Below are 18815 nucleotides of genomic sequence, written 5' to 3' on the forward strand. Positions count from 1 at the left end.
GGGCCTCCCGGGCTGGTCAGGACCCGGGTGCATACCGGGTATGGACATGTATACCGGGTATGGCCGACCCTGTCGAGCGCTGCCACACTTCCCCGCATGACGAGCAGCGCGAAGACCGTCCTGATCACCGGTGCGTCCAGCGGCCTCGGCGCCGAGATGGCCCGCCAGCTCACCGCCCGCGGGTACGACGTCGGGCTGGCCGCGCGGCGTACCGAGCGGCTCGAGGAGCTCCGCGACGAGCTGCTGACCGCGCACCCGGMCCGGCGGGTCGCGCTGCGGGCGCTCGACGTCACCGACCACGCGGCGGTCTTCCGGGTCTTCGGCGAGCTGCGCGAGGAGCTGGGGCGGCTGGACCGCGTGGTGGTCAACGCCGGGCTCGGCAAGGGCGCCCGCCTGGGCACCGGGCGGTTCGACGCGAACCTCGAGACCGCGATGACGAACTTCGTCGGGGCGCTGGCGCAGACCGAGGCCGCGATGGAGGTGTTCCGCGCCCAGGAGTCCGGCCACCTGGTGATGGTGTCGTCGATGTCGGCCCTGCGCGGGATGCCCGGCTCGATGACGACCTACGCGGCCACCAAGGCCGGGGTCGCGCACCTCGCCGAGGGCGTGCGCACCGACCTGCACGGCACGAGGCTGCAGGGCAAGATCAAGGTCACCGTGCTCTACCCGGGCTACATCCGCTCGGAGATGAACGACAAGGTCGAGCAGTCCACGCCGCTGATGGCCTCGACCGAGAAGGGCGTGCGGGCGATGGTCGCCGCCATCGAGAAGGAGGTCGGCGACGCCTGCGTGCCGCCGCTGCCGTGGGCCGCGCTGGCGCCGGTGATGAAGCACGCCCCGCTGGGCGTGCTCAAGAAGCTCGTCTGACGAGCCGCCGGGCTCCTTGGGCCGTGCTGGGCGAGACGGGCCGGCCAGGGATCCGAATCGTCCCCACGGGAGCCCCGGCCGGCGCGTCCGGTCCTCCGAGTGCCGTCCTGCACAGCCGCCTGGCGACCCGCTCGCTGATGGGGGGTACCAGCGACCGTCCCACTGTCGCCGGCGTCCACACGCGGACGTTCGGGCACTCGGCCCGCCCCGAGACTAGTGAGGGTTCCTTCACAGTGCCTCGCGGTCACTGTGAAGGAACCCTCACGTGGTGGTGTGCGGCGGTGGTGCCCGCCGGTGCGGAACTCCTAGGAGGTGGTGTCGACGTAGACGAACGTCGAGTTCGGCGCGCCGTCGTACCCGAGCAGCCCGAAGTAGTGGGCGTCCGGGTCGAGCCCGGTCCAGGACACGTCGAATGAGGTGTCCCCGCCGGTCGTGACCGGCACCGGGTTCGGGTCGACGGTCAGGTCACCGACCGGCGGCGTCCCGCCGAGGTCGAAGACCCGCAGCGACCACGGCACCGGGGCGCCCTGCTCGCCAGCCGAGAAGGCATCCACCTCGACGATGTAGGTGCCGGCCGGCGCACCCTCGAGCGAGAAGGTCTCGCCCGGCGACGGGGTCGCCGCCTCGCCCGCGATCGCGTAGATGTCACCGGGGTCGCAGGACTCGCTGGCGTAGATGTACATGTCCAGGTCGCTGGTCTGGTCCGGCGCGACGAGGTCGAACTGGGCGAGGTCGTTGCCCTCGCCGATCGTCACGCACTCGAGGGTGTAGCCACCGACGGCGAGCGACCCCTCGGAGACCTGTCCCTTGGCCAGCCCGGCGGCGGAGACCTGCAGGTCACCGTTGAAGCCGCCGGTGATCGGGACCTCCACCGAGCCGTCCACGCCGGTGCCGCCGACCGAGGTGGGCGCCTTCACCGAGACCGGCCGCAGCGCCACGGGCAGCCGCACCGTCGTCGGACCGGTCAGCGTCACGTGGCCGAACGCCCACTGGCTGAGCGGGGCGGTGGTGCGCTCGAAGGTGAAGCGCACCCGCATGTCCTGGCCGGCCTTCCTGGCCGTGATCTTCGCCTTGGACGCCGTGGACTTGAAGCCGGGGACGTTGACCTTGACCTTCCACGTGCCCTTGCGGGCCGCGGTGAAGGTGCGTGCCAGGGTCGCCGACGTCATCACGTGGCCCTCGGCGAGCGAGGGCAGGTTGACCGCGTTCGGCTCCAGCGCGGGCACGCCGGTGTCGAGGCCGAGGCCGGTGATGTAGCCGTACCACTGCTCCCAGTCGGAGAGGACGAACAGGCCCGGGTTGAGGAAGGCCTTCGGGTTGACGTGTCCGGCACCCTGGGCGAAGAGGTCCTTCGACCGCTTGCCGTCGGCGTCCTTGAGGTCGGTCGCCGTCGTCATCATGGCCGACTTGATCTTCATCGGCTCCCAACGCGGGTGTACGCCCTGGACGAGCGCGGCGAGGCCCGCGACGTGCGGCGCCGACATCGACGTGCCGGAGTAGAGGTCGTAGTCGCGACCGTTGTTCGACGGCGGCGCGACGGCGGCCAGCACGCTGACGCCCGGGGCCGAGATGTCCGGCTTCAGCAGGTCGCTGTCGTCGGACGCGGCCGGGCCGCGCGAGGAGAAGCCGGCGATCTGCGGGACCGGGGTGGTCGTGCCCGACAGGTTGCCGAGGTCGAAGCGCGCGGTGGCGCTGTCGCCGGCCGACTCGAGGTAGGCGTAGACCTTCGGCGCGTCGACGTCGGAGATGTGGATCGTCGGCAGGGAGTGGAAGTCGGCGTCGAGGCTGCCCTCGCTGATGTTGGCGAGGACGACGCCCACGCCGCCGGCGCGCTCCACCTCGGCGCTCTTCGCGACCCGGTCGTAGACGCCGCGCTGGCACACCACGATCGTGCCGGCGACCTGGGCCGGGTCGAGGCTGTCCGGGGCGCACAGCGCGGTGTCGCTGCCGGAGGTCGAGCCGTTGCCGACGTCCGCGGCGTCGACGAGCTTCGTGCTCGGCAGCGCCTTCGCGCTGATCGAGGCCCCGACGATCTTCTGACCGTTGCCGAGCACCACCGTGTTCTCGAAGCTGGTGTGCGTGCTCGCGGCGACCGTGGTCACCCACGGGCTGTTGTGCGCGACGGTCGAGGCACCCGGGCCGCTGTTGCCGGCGGACGCGGCGACGAAGACACCGGCCTCGGCGGCACCCTCGAACGCGATCTCAGCGGCCTCGAGGACCGTGTCGGTCGGGCCCGAGATCGAGTAGTTGAGCACGTCGACGCCGTCGGCGACGGCCTGCTCGATCGCGGCGACCAGGTCGGACGTCGTGCCGGAGGCGCGACCGTCCTCGGTGGCCCACAGCGCCTTGTAGACCGCGACCTTGGCCGCAGGCGCCACGCCGCTGATCGTGCCGAAGGAACGACCCTCGGTGCTGACCTTCGCGACCTTGCCGCCCGCGGCGGTCGAGGCCGTGTGCGTCCCGTGGCCGTTGCCGTCGCGCGGGGAGATGTAGTCCTCCTCGATCGTGCGCGCCTCGGTGTAGCCGTCGACGAAGTACCGCGCCGAGATCAGCTTCGAGTTGCAGTCGGTGACCGCGAACTCCTCGCCGGCCTGGCACAGGCCGCGGAAGAGGTTGCCGTCGGACTTGCGCATGGACGTGACGGAGCCGGTGATCTTCGTGCTCCACTTGCCCTTCGGCTTGCTCGTGAGCTTCTCGCCCTTGAAGGACTTCGACTCGGGCCACACGCCTGAGTCGATGACCCCGACGACGACGCCGTCGCCGGCCTTCTTCTCGCCGCCGAGCGTCTTCCAGACGCCCTTCTTGCCGGAGAGCCCCAGGAAGTCCGGGGTGTTCCACGTGTCCGCGTAGACGATGGAGTCCTTCTGCACGGTGAGCACGCGACGGTCGGTCGCCAGCTCGGTGGCCTGCTTGGCGGTCAGGTCCGCGACGAAGCCGTTGGCCGAGAGCGTGTAGTGCCGCTCGACGTCGAAGCCGAGGTCGCGCGCCATCTTGTCGTGCGAGGAGCGCAGCTTCTTCGTGTACGACGCCACGCCGTTGCCGCGGGCGTCGAACTGCTTGCCCGACGGGGCCCGCGTCTGGTCGGCCGTGGAGGCGGGCGGGGCCGCCAGCATGACCACGTAGCGGCCGGACTTGAAGCGGGTCAGGTCCGCCTTCGTCCCGCTGAGCCCGGCGCCGTCGCTGGCGCCGGGTCCCGGGTCGTCGCCGTCCGCCACGGCCGGCGCACCCAGGCTGAGGGTGACGCCGAGGACCGCAACGGGTGCGATCACCAGGCTCGAGCGGAGTCTGCGGGCGCGCCGGGCGCCCGCGGAAAGGACGTGCATGTGGGTCCTCCGAGATCCGAGAGAGACGGCGACACCTCGGGAGCCGCCGGTGCGGAGATCGTTCCGCCTGAGTCACCCAACTCAGGAAGGACCCCGGCGTCAAGACCCCCGGGCGAAACAGAAACGGGTAAACCCCATGTTGGGGAAGGCTCTCCGGTCACCGGTAGGTGACCATCTCCCGCGGCACGTGGGGGTGCTCGTTGAAGGTGAGCAGGCGGGCGCCCGTGGCGCCGACGATCACGCGGGTGACCGACGTGTTGGCGATGACCGTGTTGAAGCGGGCCCACACCGGACCGACGTCGGCCCCCTCGGGGACCACGAGCAGCGCGGCCAGCGCGGCGATCACGCCACCGGAGGTGACGACGACGGCCGGACCGGGCAGCGCGGCGGCGGCGTCGAGTGCGCGGCGGGCGCGGGTGAGGAAGGCGTCGTACGGCTCCGGGTAGCCGGCGTCGGGCCCGGCGGCCGCCCAGTGGCCGGTGGAGACCTCGAAGTGCTCCTGGAACGCGCGGCGGTCGACGCCGTGGTCCATCACGACGCCGGTGAGCTCGGCGTGGCGGGCCAGCACGGCGAGGTGGTCGAACTCCGCCCAGTCCTCGTCGACCGTGGACGCCTGCTCGAGGCGCGGCCCGTCTGCTGACGAGGCACCCTCGACCATCGCCTCCCAGGTCTCGCGGTGCCGGCGCATGCCGCCGTGCACGACGGCTCCCGGCGTGGGACCGTGGGCGGCGAGCCAGCGGCCGAGTGCACGGCCCTGCTCCCACCCGGCCTCCGACAGGACGTCGTAGTCGTCGGCACCGAAGGACGCCTGGCCGTGGCGGACCAGGAGCAGCACGCCCACGCGGTCAACCCCCGAGGATGCGGCGGCAGCGCGCCTCGAAGCCCGCGACGGCGGGGCCGAACGCGGCGTAGGCCTCGTTCGTGGTCTGGCCGTGGAAGTAGCGGTACCAGATCTGCTGGGCGATCACGGCGAACCGGAACAGCCCGAAGACCTCGTAGAACCGCCACTCCTCGGGGGTGAGGCTCATCCCGCGCCGCTCGAGGTAGGCGTCGATGACCTGCTGGCGGGTCCACATGCCGGGCTCGGCGGTGGGCTGGCGCCGCGTCATCCGGAAGAACTCGTCGTCGTCGGCCTGCACCCAGTAGGCCAGCGTGCAGCCGAGGTCCATCAACGGGTCCCCGACGGTCGCCAGCTCCCAGTCGAGGACGCCGATGATGCGGGTGGGGTCGTCCGCGTCGAGGACCATGTTGTCGAGGCGGTAGTCGTTGTGGATCATCGACGACCCGACGTCGGCGGGCTGGTGCTCGTCGAGCCACGCGGTGATGTCGGACCAGTCGCCGGTGTCGTCGGTGCGCGCGTTCTCGAGCCGCTTGATCCAGCCGCCGACCTGGCGCGCGACGTAGCCCTCGCCCTTGTTGAGCGCCGCCAGCCCCGGCACCGCCGCCACGTCGATCGAGTGCAGCGCGACGAGGGTGTCGACCGCCGCGTCGCAGAGGCGGTCGGCCTGCTCCGCGCTGACCGGGAAGCCGAAGTCGCGGCGCGGGATCAGCCCGACGAGCCGCTCCATCACGTAGAGCTCGCTGCCGATGGGGCTCTCGTCCTCGGTGCAGTGGGCGACCATCGTCGGCACCTGCGGGAACACCGGCTCCAGCGCGGACTGGATGCGGAACTCGCGGCCCATGTCGTGCGCACCGCGGGCCTTGGTGCCGGCCGGCGGGCGACGCAGGATGAGCTCGGGTCCCTCGGCCATCCGCAGCAGGTAGGTCAGGTTGGACGCGCCGCCGGGGAACTGCCGCACCTCGGCGATCCGGCCACGGTCCAGCCACTGCTCGACCGCCGCGACGTCGAACGCGTCCTCCTCGCGCACCGGGCGCGACTCGTCCACCGTGCTCACCGGGCCTCCTCCGTCGGGTCCGTCGGGTCCGTCGGGTCCGTGCCGACCTCGTCGAGCTTGCGGGCCTGGGCCCGCATCACCGCGTCGTACGACGCCCGGTCGGCCAGCTTCAGCTGGTAGGCCGCGCGTGCCGCGTCGTCGGGCACGATCAGCTCGGTGCCGGCGTCGATGCCAGCGAGCACCGCGGCCGCGATGTCCTCGGCGCTGACCGGGCTGTCCTCGACGAGGCGCGTCATCACCTGCTGCAGTGCGGCGTCGCGCCCCTGGACGCCGGCCATCAGGTTGGTCCGGAAGTACGACGGGCACACTGCGTGCGCCGTCACGCCGTACGCCGCCAGCTCGTGGCCGGTGGTCTCGGTGAGCGCGACGACCGCCGCCTTGGTGGCGTTGTAGCCCGCCATCCCGGCGGGGTGCACCAGCCCGGCGAGCGAGGCGATGTTGACGACCCGCCCGCTGCGCTGCTGCTTGAGGACAGGGGTGAACGTGGCGGTGCCGCGCACCGCGCCGAGCAGGTTGATGTCGACCAGCCGCTGCCACTCGTCGATCCCGGACACGTCGAGCCGCCCGCCGCCGGCGATGCCGGCGTTGTTGACGAGCACGTCGAGGCCGCCCCACTGCTGCACGACGAGCTCCCGGGCCACGGCCCAGTCGTCGTCGCTGGTGACGTCGAGGCGGTGGATGCCCGCGCCCTCGACCCGGTCGGTGCGCAGCACCCGCGCGCCCCGCTCCTCCCACGCGGCCGCGAGGGCGGCACCCAGCCCGGAGGCGGCGCCGGTGACGAGGACCCTGGTCTGGTCGAGCGACGGTGCGGTCACCCGGCCGACACTACTGACCCGGCGGGACCCGCGGACGTGGGACCGTCCGGTGGACCGGCGCCCGCCCCCGGGGCGCCGGTCGCGTCCCCGGTCGTCAGGTGTTCTGCGGGAAGCCGAGGTTCAGGCCGCCGTGCGAGGGGTCGAGCCAGCGCGAGGTGATGGCCTTCTCGCGGGTGAAGAACTCCACGCCCTGCGGGCCGTAGGCCTTGGCGTCACCGAAGATCGACGCCTTCCACCCGCCGAAGGAGTGGTAGGCGACGGGCACCGGGATGGGCACGTTGATGCCCACCATGCCGACCTCGACCTCCCGCTGGAAGCGGCGCGCCGCACCGCCGTCGTTGGTGAAGATCGCGGTGCCGTTGCCGTAGGGGCCGGCGTTGATGAGCTCGACACCGTCGGCGTACGACGCCACGCGGACCACCGACAGCACGGGACCGAAGATCTCGTCGGTGTAGACCGTCGAGCTCGTCGGGACCTTGTCGATGAGCGTCGGCCCGAGCCAGAAGCCGTCGGCCGCACCGTCGGGCTGGACGTCGCGCCCGTCGACGACGACGGTCGCACCGTCCTGGGTGGCGACGTCGATGTAGCCGGCGACCTTGTCGCGGTGCTCGCGGGTGATCAGCGGCCCCATGTCGCAGGACCGGCGGCCGTCGCCGGTGACCAGCTTGCCCATCCGGTCGCGGATCTTCTCGATGAGCTCGTCGGCGACGGGCTCGACGGCGACCACCACGGAGATGGCCATGCAGCGCTCACCAGCGGAGCCGAAGCCCGCGTTGACGGCGGAGTCGGCGACCAGGTCGAGGTCGGCGTCGGGCAGCACCAGCATGTGGTTCTTGGCACCGCCGAGGGCCTGCACCCGCTTGCCGTGGGCGGTGCCCGTCTCGTAGACGTAGCGCGCGATCGGGGTCGAGCCGACGAAGGAGACGGACGCGACGTCGGGGTTGACGAGCAGCGCGTCGACGGCCTCCTTGTCGCCGTGCACGACGTTGAAGACGCCGTCGGGCAGGCCGGACTCCTTGAGCAGCGCGGCCATCCAGTTGGCGACGCTCGGGTCCTTCTCGCTCGGCTTGAGGACCACGGTGTTGCCGGTGGCGAGCGCGATCGGGAAGAACCACATGGGCACCATCGCCGGGAAGTTGAACGGGCTGATGATGCCGACGACGCCGAGCGGCTCCTTGACGGAGTAGACGTCGACGTCGGTCGAGACGTTCTGCGAGAACGCACCCTTCGCCAGGTGCGGCATGGCGCAGGCGAACTCCACGACCTCGAGGCCGCGCGCGACCTCGCCGGCGGCGTCGGAGAGCACCTTGCCGTGCTCGGAGGTGAGGATCGCGGCGAGCTCGTCCTTGCGGGCGTTGAGCCGCTCGCGGAAGCCGAAGAGCACCTGCTGGCGCCGCGCGATCGAGGTCTGGCCCCAGCTCGCGAACGCCTCCTTCGCGACGGCGACGGCGCGGTCGACGTCCGCGGCGCTGCCGTAGCGCACCTCGCGGGCGACCTCGCCCAGGGCGGGGTCGTAGACGGGACCGGTCCGGTCCGACGATCCGGCGTCGGGACGGCCGGCGATCCAGTGGTCGAGTACTTCGGTCATCGGGGTCAGAGCTCCTCGTCGAGCAGGGTCAGGACTTCGTCGTACGTCGCCAGCGCCTCGGCCGCCTCGTCGGCGGTCACGACGCAGGGCGGGACGACATGGATGCGGTTGTCCGCGGTGAAGGGGATGAGGCCGCGCGCCACCAGCTCCGACTTGGCGCGGCCCATGGTGGCGGCGGGGACGGGGGCCCGGGTGGCGGCGTCGGCGACGAGCTCGACGGCCCAGAAGACGCCGAGGCCGCGCACCTCCCCCACCACCGGGTGCTTGTCGGCGAGCTCGGCGAGGCCCGGTCCGAGGACCTCGGCCCCGATCCGCTTGGCGTTGTCGACGATCCCTTCCGCCTCCATCGCGTCGATGGAGGCGACGATCGACGCCGCCGCGAGCGGGTGGCCGCTGTAGGTGAGGCCGCCGGGGAAGACCCGCTCGTCGAAGGTCGAGGCGATCGCGTCGCTGATGATGACGCCGCCGACCGGGACGTAGCCGGAGTTCACGCCCTTCGCGAACACGATCAGGTCCGGCACGACGTCGTGCGCGTCGAGCGCGAACCACTCACCGGTCCGCCCGAAGCCGGCCATCACCTCGTCGAGGATGAGCACGATGCCGTGCTGGTCGGCCAGCTCGCGGACGCCGGCGAGGTAGCCCGGCGGCGGGACCAGGATGCCGGCGGTGCCGGGCACGGTCTCGAGCAGGATCGCGGCCACCGTGTCGGGGCCCTCGCACTCGATGATCCGGCGCAGGTGGTGCAGCGCGCGCTCGCACTCCTCCTCCGGCGTGGTGGCCCAGAACTCCGAGCGGTAGAGGTACGGGCCGAACACGTGGACGTGGCCGCGGGCGTACTCGTTGGGCAGGCGGCGCCAGTCGCCGGTGGAGACGATCGCCGCGCCGGTGTTGCCGTGGTAGGAGCGGTAGGTCGAGACCACCTTGTCGCGGCCGGTGTGCAGCCGCGCCATCCGGATGGCGTTCTCGTTGGCGTCCGCGCCGCCGTTGGTGAAGAAGACCTTGTCCAGGCCCTGGGGCGCGCGGGCGGCGATCCGGCGGGCGGCCTCACCGCGGGTGAGGTTGGCGGTCGCCGGCCCGATGGTGGCGAGCGTGGCCGCCTGCTCCTGGATGGCGGCCACCACCTTCGGGTGCTGGTGGCCGATGTTGACGTTGACCAGCTGGCTGGAGAAGTCGAGCCAGCTCCGGCCGGAGTGGTCCCACACCCGGGTGCCCTGGCCGCCGGCGACGACGATCGGCGCCAGCGAGGCCTGGGCGCTCCAGGAGTGGAAGACGTGGCTGCGGTCGAGCTGCACGGCCCGATCGTCGAGTTCGCTGCTGTTCTGGACCGTCACCATCGTCGGCTCCTTCTCCTCGGTGCTGCGGTGCTGCAGCCATGCTGCAGGTCGTCCTGGTGGGGGTGGGTCCCGGGACGCCCCTGCGGGCGTCCCGGGACCTGGTGGCTAGTTGCCGCCCTCGGCGAGCTCCACCTCGATCGGCTGGAACGACTCACCGGTCGTGTCGACCTCGTCGCCGAGCTCCTCGATGGCCTGCTCGATCCAGGTGTTGTCGTACGCCGTGGCCGGCGGCTCCTGGGTGATGAGCTGCTGGCCCTGCTCGTTGACGGCGGCGAGCGCCCCGTCGACGGTGCGCTTCCACGCCCCCTCGTCGATCACGCCGATGCCGTTCTCGGCCGGCCAGATCAGCTTGTTCGTCTCGTTGGTCATCCACAGCTCGTGGCTCGGGCCCCAGCTGGAGCCTGCGTCGACCGTGATCTGCGCGGCCTCCTCGGCGTTGTCCCGGGCGTAGGCCCAGCCCTTGATGACGGCCTTGAGGAACTTGACCGTGCGCTCCTGGAACTCCTCGTCGTCGAGGCACTCGGTCTGCGCCCAGATCGCGTCCTGCAGCATGGCGCCCTCGGTGTCCTCGTAGGAGATGACGTTGAAGTCCTCGGGCGTGTAGAGCTTGCCGGTGTCGGGGTTCCTGGTCTCGAGCAGCTGGGCGTACTCGTTGTAGGTCATCGCCTGCGCCGCGTCGATGTCGCCCTGCAGGAAGGCGTTCATGTTGAAGTCCTGGGTGACGATCGAGACCGACGTGGAGTCGAGGTCCTCGGCGGCCATCGCCGCGAAGATCTCCCACTCGTTGCCGAAGCCCCACGAGCCGATCTTCTTGCCCTCGAAGTCGGCCACCGACTCGATGCCCGAGTCGGCCCACGAGACCTGCAGGGTGCCGGAGCGCTGGAAGATCTGGGCGATGTTGGTCAGCTCGGCGCCCTGCTCGATGGAGCCGAGGACCTTCGGCACCCAGGCGATCGCGTAGTCGACGTCGCCGGAGGCGAGCGCGTCCTGCGGGACGATGTCGCCGCCCGACGGGATGATCTCGACCTCGAGCCCCTCCTCCTCGAAGAAGCCCTGGTCGACCGCGGCGTAGTAGCCGGCGAACTGGGCCTGCGGCAGCCACTGCAGCTGCAGCTTCACGTCCGAGCCGACGTTGCAGCCGCTCGCTCCGGTGCTGCCTCCGTCATCGTCGTCGCCGCAGGCGGCGAGCAGGCTGGAGCTGGCGAGCACGACCGCAGCGGCAGCCAGCCCGCGGCGCAAGGTGTTCTTCATGGCAGTTCCTTTCGGGCGGGGGGTGGAGCCGTCGTACGCCGCGCGACGCTGCCGGCGAGGACGGGCCGATCGGGGCGGCTCACGTCGCCGCTCCGGTCGGTAGGCGGTGCTGGACCAGGCGTTCGACCAGCACGGTCACGACGTACGCGACCAACCCGAGAACGATGGCGGCGCCGACGTAGGCCCACGCGCGGGCGTAGGCACTCGTCGCGGCGCTGGTGGAGATGAAGCTGCCGAGGCCGCCGCGCGGTCCGCCGAAGTACTCCGCGACGAGCGCGGAGATCACGGCGAGCGAGCTGGCGACGCGGATGCCGGTCAGCACGAACGGGGTCGCGGACGGCAACGTGAGGACGCGGAAGCGCTGCCAGCCGTTGGCGGCGGTCGCGTGCAGCAGGTCGCGGTGCAGCTGGGTGGTCTGGTGCAAGCCCCGGGCGCTGTTCACGTAGACCGGGACGAAGGCGGCGATCGCGGCGACCACGCGCCGGCCGTACTGGCTGTCCGCGCCGTACATGGAGTTCAGCACGGGCGCGAGCGCGACGATCGGGACGACGGCGAGGCCGGCGACGATCGGCCCGACCATGCCCTCGGCCCAGCCCAGCCAGGACGCGACCGCCGCGAGCAGCACGCCCACGATCGTGCCGGCCAGCAGCCCGATCGCGGCGTTGGTGCCGGTGATGGCGAACGCCTCGCGGATGACCGTGCTGTTCTCCGACCACTCCTCGCCGATCTCGGCCGGGCCGGGCAGGAGGTACGGCGACACCCCGACCACCGACACCAGGAACTGCCACACGGCCAGCACCAGCGCACCGACCACGAGCGGGGCGGCGACCCGGCCGACGAGGGTGAGCCCGGAGCGGTTCATCGCAGCTCCCGGCCGTCGCTGGAGACCGGCGACCCGTGCAGCACCTCGCGCACCTCGGTCACCCGGGCGAAGAACGCGGGGTCCTGGCGCAGCGCGTCGTCGCGGGGGACGTCGCGGGCGATGCCGGTGACCACCTCGCCGACGATCCGGCCCGGTCGCGGCGACATCACCACGACCCGGTCGGCGAGGAAGACGCCCTCGGGGATCGAGTGGGTCACGAAGACCACGGCGGCGCCGGTCTCGACGCTGAGCCGGGCGAGCTCGGCCTGCATCCGCTCGCGGGTCATCTCGTCGAGGGCGCCGAACGGCTCGTCCATGAGCAGCAGCCGCGGCTGCTCGGCCAGCGCGCGGGCGATCGCCACGCGCTGCTGCATGCCGCCGGACAGCTGGTCGGGGTGGTGCCCGGCGAAGTCGCTGAGCCCGACCAGGTCGAGGAGGTACTCGACCCGCTCCTTGCGCTCGGGCCGCGAGAGCCCGTGCAGCTCCAGCGGCAGGGCGACGTTGCGCGCGACCGTGCGCCACGGCAGCAGGCCCGCCTGCTGGAAGGCGATGCCGTAGTCCTGGTCGCGCCGGGCCCGGGCGGGCGACTTGCCGAACACCTCGATGCTGCCGGACGTCGGCCGCTCGAGGTCGGCGACGACCCGCATCAGCGTGGACTTCCCGCACCCGGAGGGGCCGAGCAGCGCGACGAACTCGCCGGCGGCGACCTCCAGGTCGACGTTGCTCAACGCCTCGACGACGCCCTGGCGGGTCTTGAAGGTCTTGGTCACCCCGCGTGCGGAGACCGCAGCGCTGCTGCCGGCGCCGTCGGCGGGCCCGGTGCCGGCCGGGGTGGAGGTCGTGGTCAGCTCGCTCATCGCGCCTCTCCTCGTCGGTACGGGCGCAGCAGCACCCCGATGACTGTGACGATCCCGCCGGCCACCAGGCCGAGGGCGACGGCGCCGAAGATCGGCGCCCAGGCCTTGGCCGGGTCGCCGGACGCCTGCCCGGCCAGGGAGACGAGCATCCGGCCGATGCCGTCCAGGTAGCCGGTCGAGACCTCCGCGACCACGGTGCCGACCACCGCGCTGGCCGCGCCGAGCCGCAGCGCGGGCAGCAGGTACGGCACCGCCGACGGGATGCGCACCCGCCGCAGTGTCGACCACCAGCCGGCCGCGTACACGTGGAACAGGTCGGCGTGGATCCGGCTGTGCGCCTGCAGCCCCCGCAGCGCACCGACGGCGACCGGGAAGAACGCCAGGTAGCTGGCGATCACGGCCACCGACAGCCACGGGGGCCCCCCCCCCCCGCCGATCTCGATGCGCGAGCCCCACGAGCGCACCACCGGGGCGAAGGCGATCAGCGGGATCGTCTGGCTGAGGATGATCCACGGCAGGAGCCCCCACTCGAGCACCCGCAGCCGGGCCATCGCCACCGCCAGCAGCAGGCCCACCGTCGTACCGACGAACCAGCTGACGCCCGCGATGCCGAGCGAGACCAGCGCGGCGTCGGCGACCGAGCGCCACAGCGGGTCGGCACCCGCCATGCTCGTGGTCGGCTCGCCGAGGCGCTGCACCATGTCCCACACGTGCGGCATCGCCAGGTCGGTGGTGCGCGGCAGCACCCGCTGCTCCCCGATGACCACGCCGTCCTCGGGGGCGAGCGCCTTGTAGCCCTCCCACACCCCCACGAGGGCGACCAGTCCGAGGACCGCGAGCACCACGGCGCGCGCCCAGCCGAGCACCCCGGGCAGCCGGGGCACCCGGACGTCGACCGACGCGGCGACCGCGGTGGCGTCGGTCGGGGCGGGGTCGAGCACGGCCTGGGTCTGGGTCTGGGTCACGTGCCGGTCACGCCTTCGCGACGACGTGCTCACGCAGCGCCGGCATGATCGACTCGCCGTAGACCCGCAGCGTCTCCTCCTTGTTGTCGTGCTGGAGGTAGACGGCGAACTGGTCGACGCCGATGTCCTTGAGCTGCTTGAGCTTCTCGACGTGCGCCTCCGGCGGGCCGAGGATGCAGAACCGGTCGACGATCTCGTCGGGGACGAAGTCGACGTGGTCGTTGTCGGCCTTGCCGTGGGTGTTGTAGTCGTAGCCGGTGCGGCCCCGGATGTAGTCGATCAGCACCTGCGGGAAGTCCGCACCCTCGCCGTACTTGTCGACGATGTCGGCGATGTGGTTGCCGACCATCCCGCCGAACCAGCGGGTCTGTGCCCGCATGTGGGTCCAGGACTCCTCGGTGTCCGGTCCGACGTAGGCCGGGGCGGCGACGCAGAAGGTGAGCGAGTCCGGGTCACGGCCGGCGTCGGCCGCGGCCTTGCGCACCTGCTCGATCATCCACTTCGTCACGTCGACGTCGCCGAGCTGGAGGATGAAGCCGTCACCGACCTCGCCGGCCGTCTTGAGTGCGAGCGGGCCGTACGCCGCCACCCACACCTCGAGCGCGGAGGTGCGCGCCCACGGGAACTGCAGGGTTGCGCCGTTGTGCTCGACCGGCCGGCAGTTGCCCAGCTCGCGGATGACGTGGGTGGCCTCGCGGACCTCCTTGAGGGTGCACGGCCGGCCGTTGAGCACCCGCACCGCGGAGTCACCGCGGCCGATGCCGACGACCGTGCGGTTGCCGTACATCTCGTTGAGCGTGGCGAAGACCGACGCGGTCACCGTCCAGTCGCGGGTGGCCGGGTTGGTGACCATCGGGCCCACGATGACGCGGTTGGTCGCCCCGAGGATGGCCGAGTAGATGACGTACGGCTCCTGCCACAGCAGGTGGGAGTCGAACGTCCACACGTAGTCGAAGCCGTGCTCCTCGGCCTGCTTCGCGAGGCCGACGGTGCGCCAGGCGGGCGGGTTGGTCTGCAGGACGACGCCGAAATCCATCGTTCTTCCCTTTCGTCGGTGCCTGCCGAGTCAGACGAGGTACTGGGTGAGGTCGCGCTTGAGGAACTGCCCGTGGCCCTTGGTGCCCTTGAACTCGCCGTCCTCGACGAGGACCCGTCCGCGGGAGATGGTCACGTCGACGTGGCCGTCGATCTCGAAGCCCTCCCAGGCCGAGTGGTCCATGTTCATGTGGTGGGTGCGGCCCTCGCCGATGCCGATCGAGGTGTGCCCGTTCGGGTCGTAGACGACGACGTCCGCGTCCGCTCCGGGCTGGACCACGCCCTTGCGCCCGTACAGGCCGAACATCCGCGCCGGCGTGGTCGAGATCAGCTCCACCCAGCGCGACAGCGAGATCCGCCCGTCGACGACGCCCTGGTAGAGCAGGTCGACGCGGTGCTCGATCGAGCCGATGCCGTTGGGGATCGCGCGGAAGTCGTCCTTGCCGAGCTCCTTCTGGTCCTTCATGCAGAAGGGGCAGTGGTCGGTCGAGACCATCTGCAGGTCGTTGGTGCGCAGGCCCTGCCACATCGCCTCGAGGTGGCCCTCCTCCTCCGAGCGCAGCGGCGTCGAGCAGACCCACTTGGCGCCCTCGAAGTCGCCCCACTCCTCGCTGCTGGCGCCGAGCTGCTTCTCCAGCGACAGGTAGAGGTACTGCGGGCAGGTCTCGCCGAAGACGTTCTTGCCCTTGTCGCGGGCCCAGGCGACCTGCTCCACCGCCTGCTTCGCACTCATGTGCACGATGTAGAGCGGAGCCTCCGTCAGGTCGCTGAGCATGATCGCCCGGTGGGTGGCCTCCTCCTCCATCTGCCAGGCGCGGGCGATGCCGTGGTAGTACGGCGACGTCTTTCCGGACTCCGCGAGCTGGGCGGCGAGGACGTCGATGGCCGGCCCGTTCTCGGCGTGCATCATCGTCAGGAGCCCCAGTTCACGGGCCTTCTGCATCGCTCGCAGGATCTGCGCGTCGTCGCTGTAGAACACGCCCGGGTAGGCCATGAACAACTTGTAGGACGTGATCCCCTCGTCGACGAGGTTCTCCATGGCCTTGAGCGACTCGTCGTCGACGCCACCGATGATCTGGTGGAAGCCGTAGTCCACCGCGCAGTTGCCGTCGGCGAGCTCGTGCCAGTGCGCGAGCCCGTCCTCGACCCGCTCGCCGTACTTCTGCACCGCGAAGTCGATGATCGACGTCGTGCCGCCCCACGCGGCCGCCGTCGTCCCGGTCTCGAAGGTGTCGCTGGCGTAGGTCCCGCCGAACGGCAGCTGCATGTGCGTGTGGGCGTCGATCCCGCCCGGGATGACGTACTTCCCGGTCGCGTCGATCACCTTGTCGGCCGCCACCGGCCCCAGCGACTGGTCCCCCGGTGCCAGCAGCGCCACGATCCGCTCGCCGTCGACGAGGACGTCCGCCTCGACGGTGCCGGTGGCGTTCACGACCGTGCCGCCCTTGATCAGGATGGTGCTCACGTCAGACCTCCAACTCGTTGTCCTGCGTCGGGCCGGCGGGCGTCACGGCTGTGCGATCGCCGTGTAGGAGTCCGGCCGGCGGTCGCGGTAGAACTGCCAGTCGTCGCGCATCTGCTGGACCATGTCCATGTCGAGGTCGCGCACCAGGAGCTCCTCCTTCTCCGAGGAGCCGCGCTCGCCGACGAAGTTGCCGCGCGGGTCGATCACCTGGCTGGTGCCGTAGAAGTCGACCGCCTCGTCGCCGTACTCGTTGTCCTCGCGGCCGACGCGGTTCGGCTGGAGCACGAAGTAGCCGTTGGCGACCGCGGCGCACGGGCCCTCGACCTCCCACAGCCGGTTGCTGAGCCCGGGCTTGGTGGCGTTGGGGTTGAACACGATGTGCGCCCCGTTGAGGCCGAGCTCGCGCCACCCCTCGGGGAAGTGGCGGTCGTAGCAGATGTAGGTGCCGACCCGGCCGACCGCGGTCTCGAAGACCGGGTAGCCCAGGTTGCCGGGGCGGAAGTAGAACTTCTCCCAGAACTTGTCGAGGTGCGGGATGTGGTTCTTGCGGTACTTGCCGAGGATCGTGCCGTCGGCGTCCACCACGACGGTGGTGTTGTAGTAGACGCCGGTCTGCTCCTCCTCGTAGATCGGGAGCACCATGACCATGCCGAGCTCCTTCGCCAGCGCGGCGAAGCGCTGCACGATCGGGCCGTCGGCCGGCTCGGCGTAGCGGTAGTACTTCTGGTCCTGGGTGATGCCGAAGTAGGGGCCGTAGAAGAGCTCCTGGAAGCACATCACCTGGGCGTCCTGGGCGGCTGCGTCACGGGCGAACTGCTCGTGCCGGTCGAGCATCGACTCCTTGTCGCCGGTCCAGGTGGTCTGGCTGATGGCTGCTCGCACGATGGTCAACGTGCACCTCCATGGTTCGGACGGGGGGATGGGCGGTGCCGAGATTCGTTATCCTTGGGGTTGAACATTTCGCTTCGATTTCTCGTCTGTCAAGGGTTTCGTCATTTCCCATCTCCGGGCAGGAGGTCCGACGGTGTCCCTGGGCCCCGACCTGTCCGCCCTCGACGACCGCTCCCCGTCGGGCATCGCCGGCGCCTTCAGCCGCGCGATCCGGGCCGGTGAGCTCGCCCCCGGCGACCGGCTGCCGACGGTGCGCGAGGTGGCCGCCGACCTCGGCGTCTCCCCGGCCACCGTGTCCGCGGCGTGGCAGGCGCTGCGTCGTACGGGCGTCGTGGTGTCGCGCGGCCGGGCCGGCACCTTCGTGCTCGACTCCCCGCTGCCCTGGCTGTCGCCGCGCCAGCGCGGCCTCGTCGGCGCCGGGCCGGACGGCTTGCGCCTGGACCTCTCGCGCGGGACGCCCGACCCGCAGCTGCTGCCCTCGCTGGGCCCGGCGCTTCACCGGGTCTCCCAGCGCGCCGGCACGCTGGCCTACCAGGAGGAACCGGTCCTCCCGGAGCTGCGCGCGGTGCTGGAGGCGTCCTGGCCCTACGTCCCGGACGCGCTCACGGTCGTCGACGGCGCCACCGACGGCGTGGCCCGCACCCTCGAGCAGGTCGTCGGGTACGGCGACCGGGTGGTCCTCGAGTCGCCCGGGTTCCCGCCGTTCTTCGACCTCGTCGAGGCACTCGGCGGGGAGGTCGTCCCGGTCGAGCTCGACGAGCGCGGGGTCCGCCCCGACTCGCTGCGCCGCGCGCTCGACGCGAAGCCGTGCGCCGTCGTCCTGCAGCCGCGCGCGCAGAACCCGACCGGGGTCGCGCTCGACCCGGACCGTGCCGCGCAGCTGGTGCGCGTGCTGCGGCGGCACGCCCACGAGCTGCCGTGGGTGGTCGAGGACGACCACTCCTCGGGGATCAGCACGGCCACCGACGTCACCCTGGCGACCCGGCTGCCGGAGCGGGTCGTGCACATCCGCTCGTACTCCAAGTCGCACGGGCCCGACCTGCGCATCGCCGCGATGTCCGGACCCTCGGAGATCATCGACCGGGTGGTCGCGCGGCGCATGCTGGGCCCGGCATGGACGTCACGCATGCTGCAGACGATCCTGCTCGACCTGCTGACCTCGGCCCAGGCGCTCGACGAGGTCGGCGAGGCCCGGCGGCAGTACTTCGCCCGCCAGCGCACCCTCGTGGCCTGCCTCGCCGAGCAGGGCCTGGTCCTGCCGCCGCCCGACGGCATCAACCTGTGGCTGSCGGTGCGCGACGAGCGCGCCGCGCTCGTCCACCTCTCCGCCTCCGGCATCCGCGTCGCCGGAGGTGCCCCCTTCCTCGCCGGGGAGAACGGCGCCGCCGACGGCTCCCCCGGCGAGGCGTTCGTCCGGGTCACCTCCGGCCTGGTCTCCCCCGACGACGCGGCCGAGGTCGCGGCGGCGCTGGCCGAGGCCGCGCGGGCCGGGTAGCCGGGTAGCCGGGTAGCCGGGTAGTCGGGTAGTCGGGTAGTCGGGTAGTCGGGTAGTCGGGTAGTCGGGTAGTCGGGTAGTCGGGTAGTCGGGAAAACGACACCGACCCGCCGCTGTGACAGCGACGGGTCGGTGCGTGGAGCGGTGCGTCAGGCGGGGAAGCCCTCGCCGG

15 protein-coding genes are annotated in these 18815 nt (G+C 71.6%); 2 read left to right on the forward strand and 13 right to left on the reverse strand.

Features of this window, described 5'->3' with window-relative positions; all coding sequences use genetic code 11:
- Positions 1 to 96: 96 nt before the first annotated feature.
- Positions 97 to 867, forward strand: a complete 771-nt coding sequence (locus tag L615_RS10660) for an SDR family oxidoreductase (protein ID WP_145725054.1) — start codon at positions 97 to 99, stop codon at positions 865 to 867.
- Positions 868 to 1172: 305 nt separating this feature from the next.
- Here L615_RS10660 and L615_RS10665 read toward each other — a convergent pair whose 3' ends face one another.
- The 13 genes from L615_RS10665 to L615_RS10725 all read right to left on the reverse strand — a co-directional run bounded on the left by L615_RS10665 (position 1173) and on the right by L615_RS10725 (position 17148).
- A complete protein-coding gene (locus L615_RS10665) occupies positions 1173 to 4136 on the reverse strand; it encodes a S8 family serine peptidase (RefSeq protein ID WP_186449824.1) in 2964 nt (987 codons plus the stop codon).
- A 211-nt stretch (positions 4137 to 4347) separates the two neighbouring features.
- Positions 4348 to 5031, reverse strand: a complete 684-nt coding sequence (locus L615_RS10670; RefSeq protein ID WP_028655046.1) for a histidine phosphatase family protein — start codon at positions 5029 to 5031, stop codon at positions 4348 to 4350.
- 4 nt (positions 5032 to 5035) lie between these two features.
- A complete protein-coding gene (locus tag L615_RS10675) occupies positions 5036 to 6085 on the reverse strand; it encodes a phosphotransferase family protein (protein WP_145725056.1) in 1050 nt (349 codons plus the stop codon).
- On the reverse strand, positions 6082 to 6900 hold the full coding sequence (locus tag L615_RS10680; RefSeq protein ID WP_145725057.1) for an SDR family NAD(P)-dependent oxidoreductase: 819 nt from the start codon (positions 6898 to 6900) through the stop codon (positions 6082 to 6084). The genes L615_RS10675 and L615_RS10680 overlap by 4 nt, the downstream gene beginning before the upstream one ends.
- Positions 6901 to 6994: 94 nt before the next feature.
- Positions 6995 to 8488, reverse strand: a complete 1494-nt coding sequence (locus L615_RS10685) for a CoA-acylating methylmalonate-semialdehyde dehydrogenase (RefSeq protein WP_145725058.1) — start codon at positions 8486 to 8488, stop codon at positions 6995 to 6997.
- 5 nt (positions 8489 to 8493) lie between these two features.
- Positions 8494 to 9822: an aspartate aminotransferase family protein gene (locus L615_RS10690; RefSeq protein WP_145725059.1), complete on the reverse strand. Its 1329-nt coding sequence runs from the start codon at positions 9820 to 9822 to the stop codon at positions 8494 to 8496.
- Between the two features lie 105 nt (positions 9823 to 9927).
- On the reverse strand, positions 9928 to 11073 hold the full coding sequence (locus L615_RS10695) for an ABC transporter substrate-binding protein (RefSeq protein ID WP_028655063.1): 1146 nt from the start codon (positions 11071 to 11073) through the stop codon (positions 9928 to 9930).
- 79 nt (positions 11074 to 11152) lie between these two features.
- Positions 11153 to 11935, reverse strand: coding sequence for an ABC transporter permease (locus tag L615_RS10700; protein ID WP_036517231.1), 783 nt, complete (start codon positions 11933 to 11935; stop codon positions 11153 to 11155).
- Positions 11932 to 12792, reverse strand: coding sequence for an ABC transporter ATP-binding protein (locus tag L615_RS10705; RefSeq protein WP_145725060.1), 861 nt, complete (start codon positions 12790 to 12792; stop codon positions 11932 to 11934). Before L615_RS10705 ends, L615_RS10700 begins: the two co-directional genes overlap by 4 nt.
- The gene (locus L615_RS10710; protein ID WP_261376633.1) at positions 12789 to 13757 is read right to left on the reverse strand and encodes an ABC transporter permease; all 969 of its coding nucleotides are present in this window, start codon (positions 13755 to 13757) and stop codon (positions 12789 to 12791) included. The genes L615_RS10705 and L615_RS10710 overlap by 4 nt, the downstream gene beginning before the upstream one ends.
- A gap of 7 nt (positions 13758 to 13764) precedes the next feature.
- Positions 13765 to 14793, reverse strand: a complete 1029-nt coding sequence (locus tag L615_RS10715) for a TIGR03842 family LLM class F420-dependent oxidoreductase (RefSeq protein WP_145725061.1) — start codon at positions 14791 to 14793, stop codon at positions 13765 to 13767.
- A gap of 30 nt (positions 14794 to 14823) precedes the next feature.
- On the reverse strand, positions 14824 to 16257 hold the full coding sequence (hydA, locus tag L615_RS10720; RefSeq protein WP_145725062.1) for a dihydropyrimidinase: 1434 nt from the start codon (positions 16255 to 16257) through the stop codon (positions 14824 to 14826).
- A gap of 42 nt (positions 16258 to 16299) precedes the next feature.
- A complete protein-coding gene (locus tag L615_RS10725; RefSeq protein ID WP_028655068.1) occupies positions 16300 to 17148 on the reverse strand; it encodes a nitrilase-related carbon-nitrogen hydrolase in 849 nt (282 codons plus the stop codon).
- Positions 17149 to 17281: 133 nt separating this feature from the next.
- Between L615_RS10725 and L615_RS10730 the strand changes: the two genes are divergently transcribed.
- Complete coding sequence (locus L615_RS10730; protein WP_222430521.1) at positions 17282 to 18643, forward strand: PLP-dependent aminotransferase family protein; 1362 nt, start codon at positions 17282 to 17284, stop codon at positions 18641 to 18643.
- Positions 18644 to 18815 lie beyond the last annotated feature (172 nt).

The organism is Nocardioides sp. J9, assembly GCF_007829375.1.
Classification (GTDB): Bacteria; Actinomycetota; Actinomycetes; order Propionibacteriales; family Nocardioidaceae; genus Nocardioides.

Coding starts and splice junctions, on each gene's coding strand:
- L615_RS10685 (WP_145725058.1), bottom strand. CDS start 8,488: ATGACCGAAGTACTCGACCACTGGATCGCCGGCCGTCCCGACGCCGGA.
- L615_RS10705 (WP_145725060.1), bottom strand. CDS start 12,792: ATGAGCGAGCTGACCACGACCTCCACCCCGGCCGGCACCGGGCCCGCC.
- L615_RS10690 (WP_145725059.1), bottom strand. CDS start 9,822: ATGGTGACGGTCCAGAACAGCAGCGAACTCGACGATCGGGCCGTGCAG.
- L615_RS10700 (WP_036517231.1), bottom strand. CDS start 11,935: ATGAACCGCTCCGGGCTCACCCTCGTCGGCCGGGTCGCCGCCCCGCTC.
- L615_RS10695 (WP_028655063.1), bottom strand. CDS start 11,073: ATGAAGAACACCTTGCGCCGCGGGCTGGCTGCCGCTGCGGTCGTGCTC.
- L615_RS10715 (WP_145725061.1), bottom strand. CDS start 14,793: ATGGATTTCGGCGTCGTCCTGCAGACCAACCCGCCCGCCTGGCGCACC.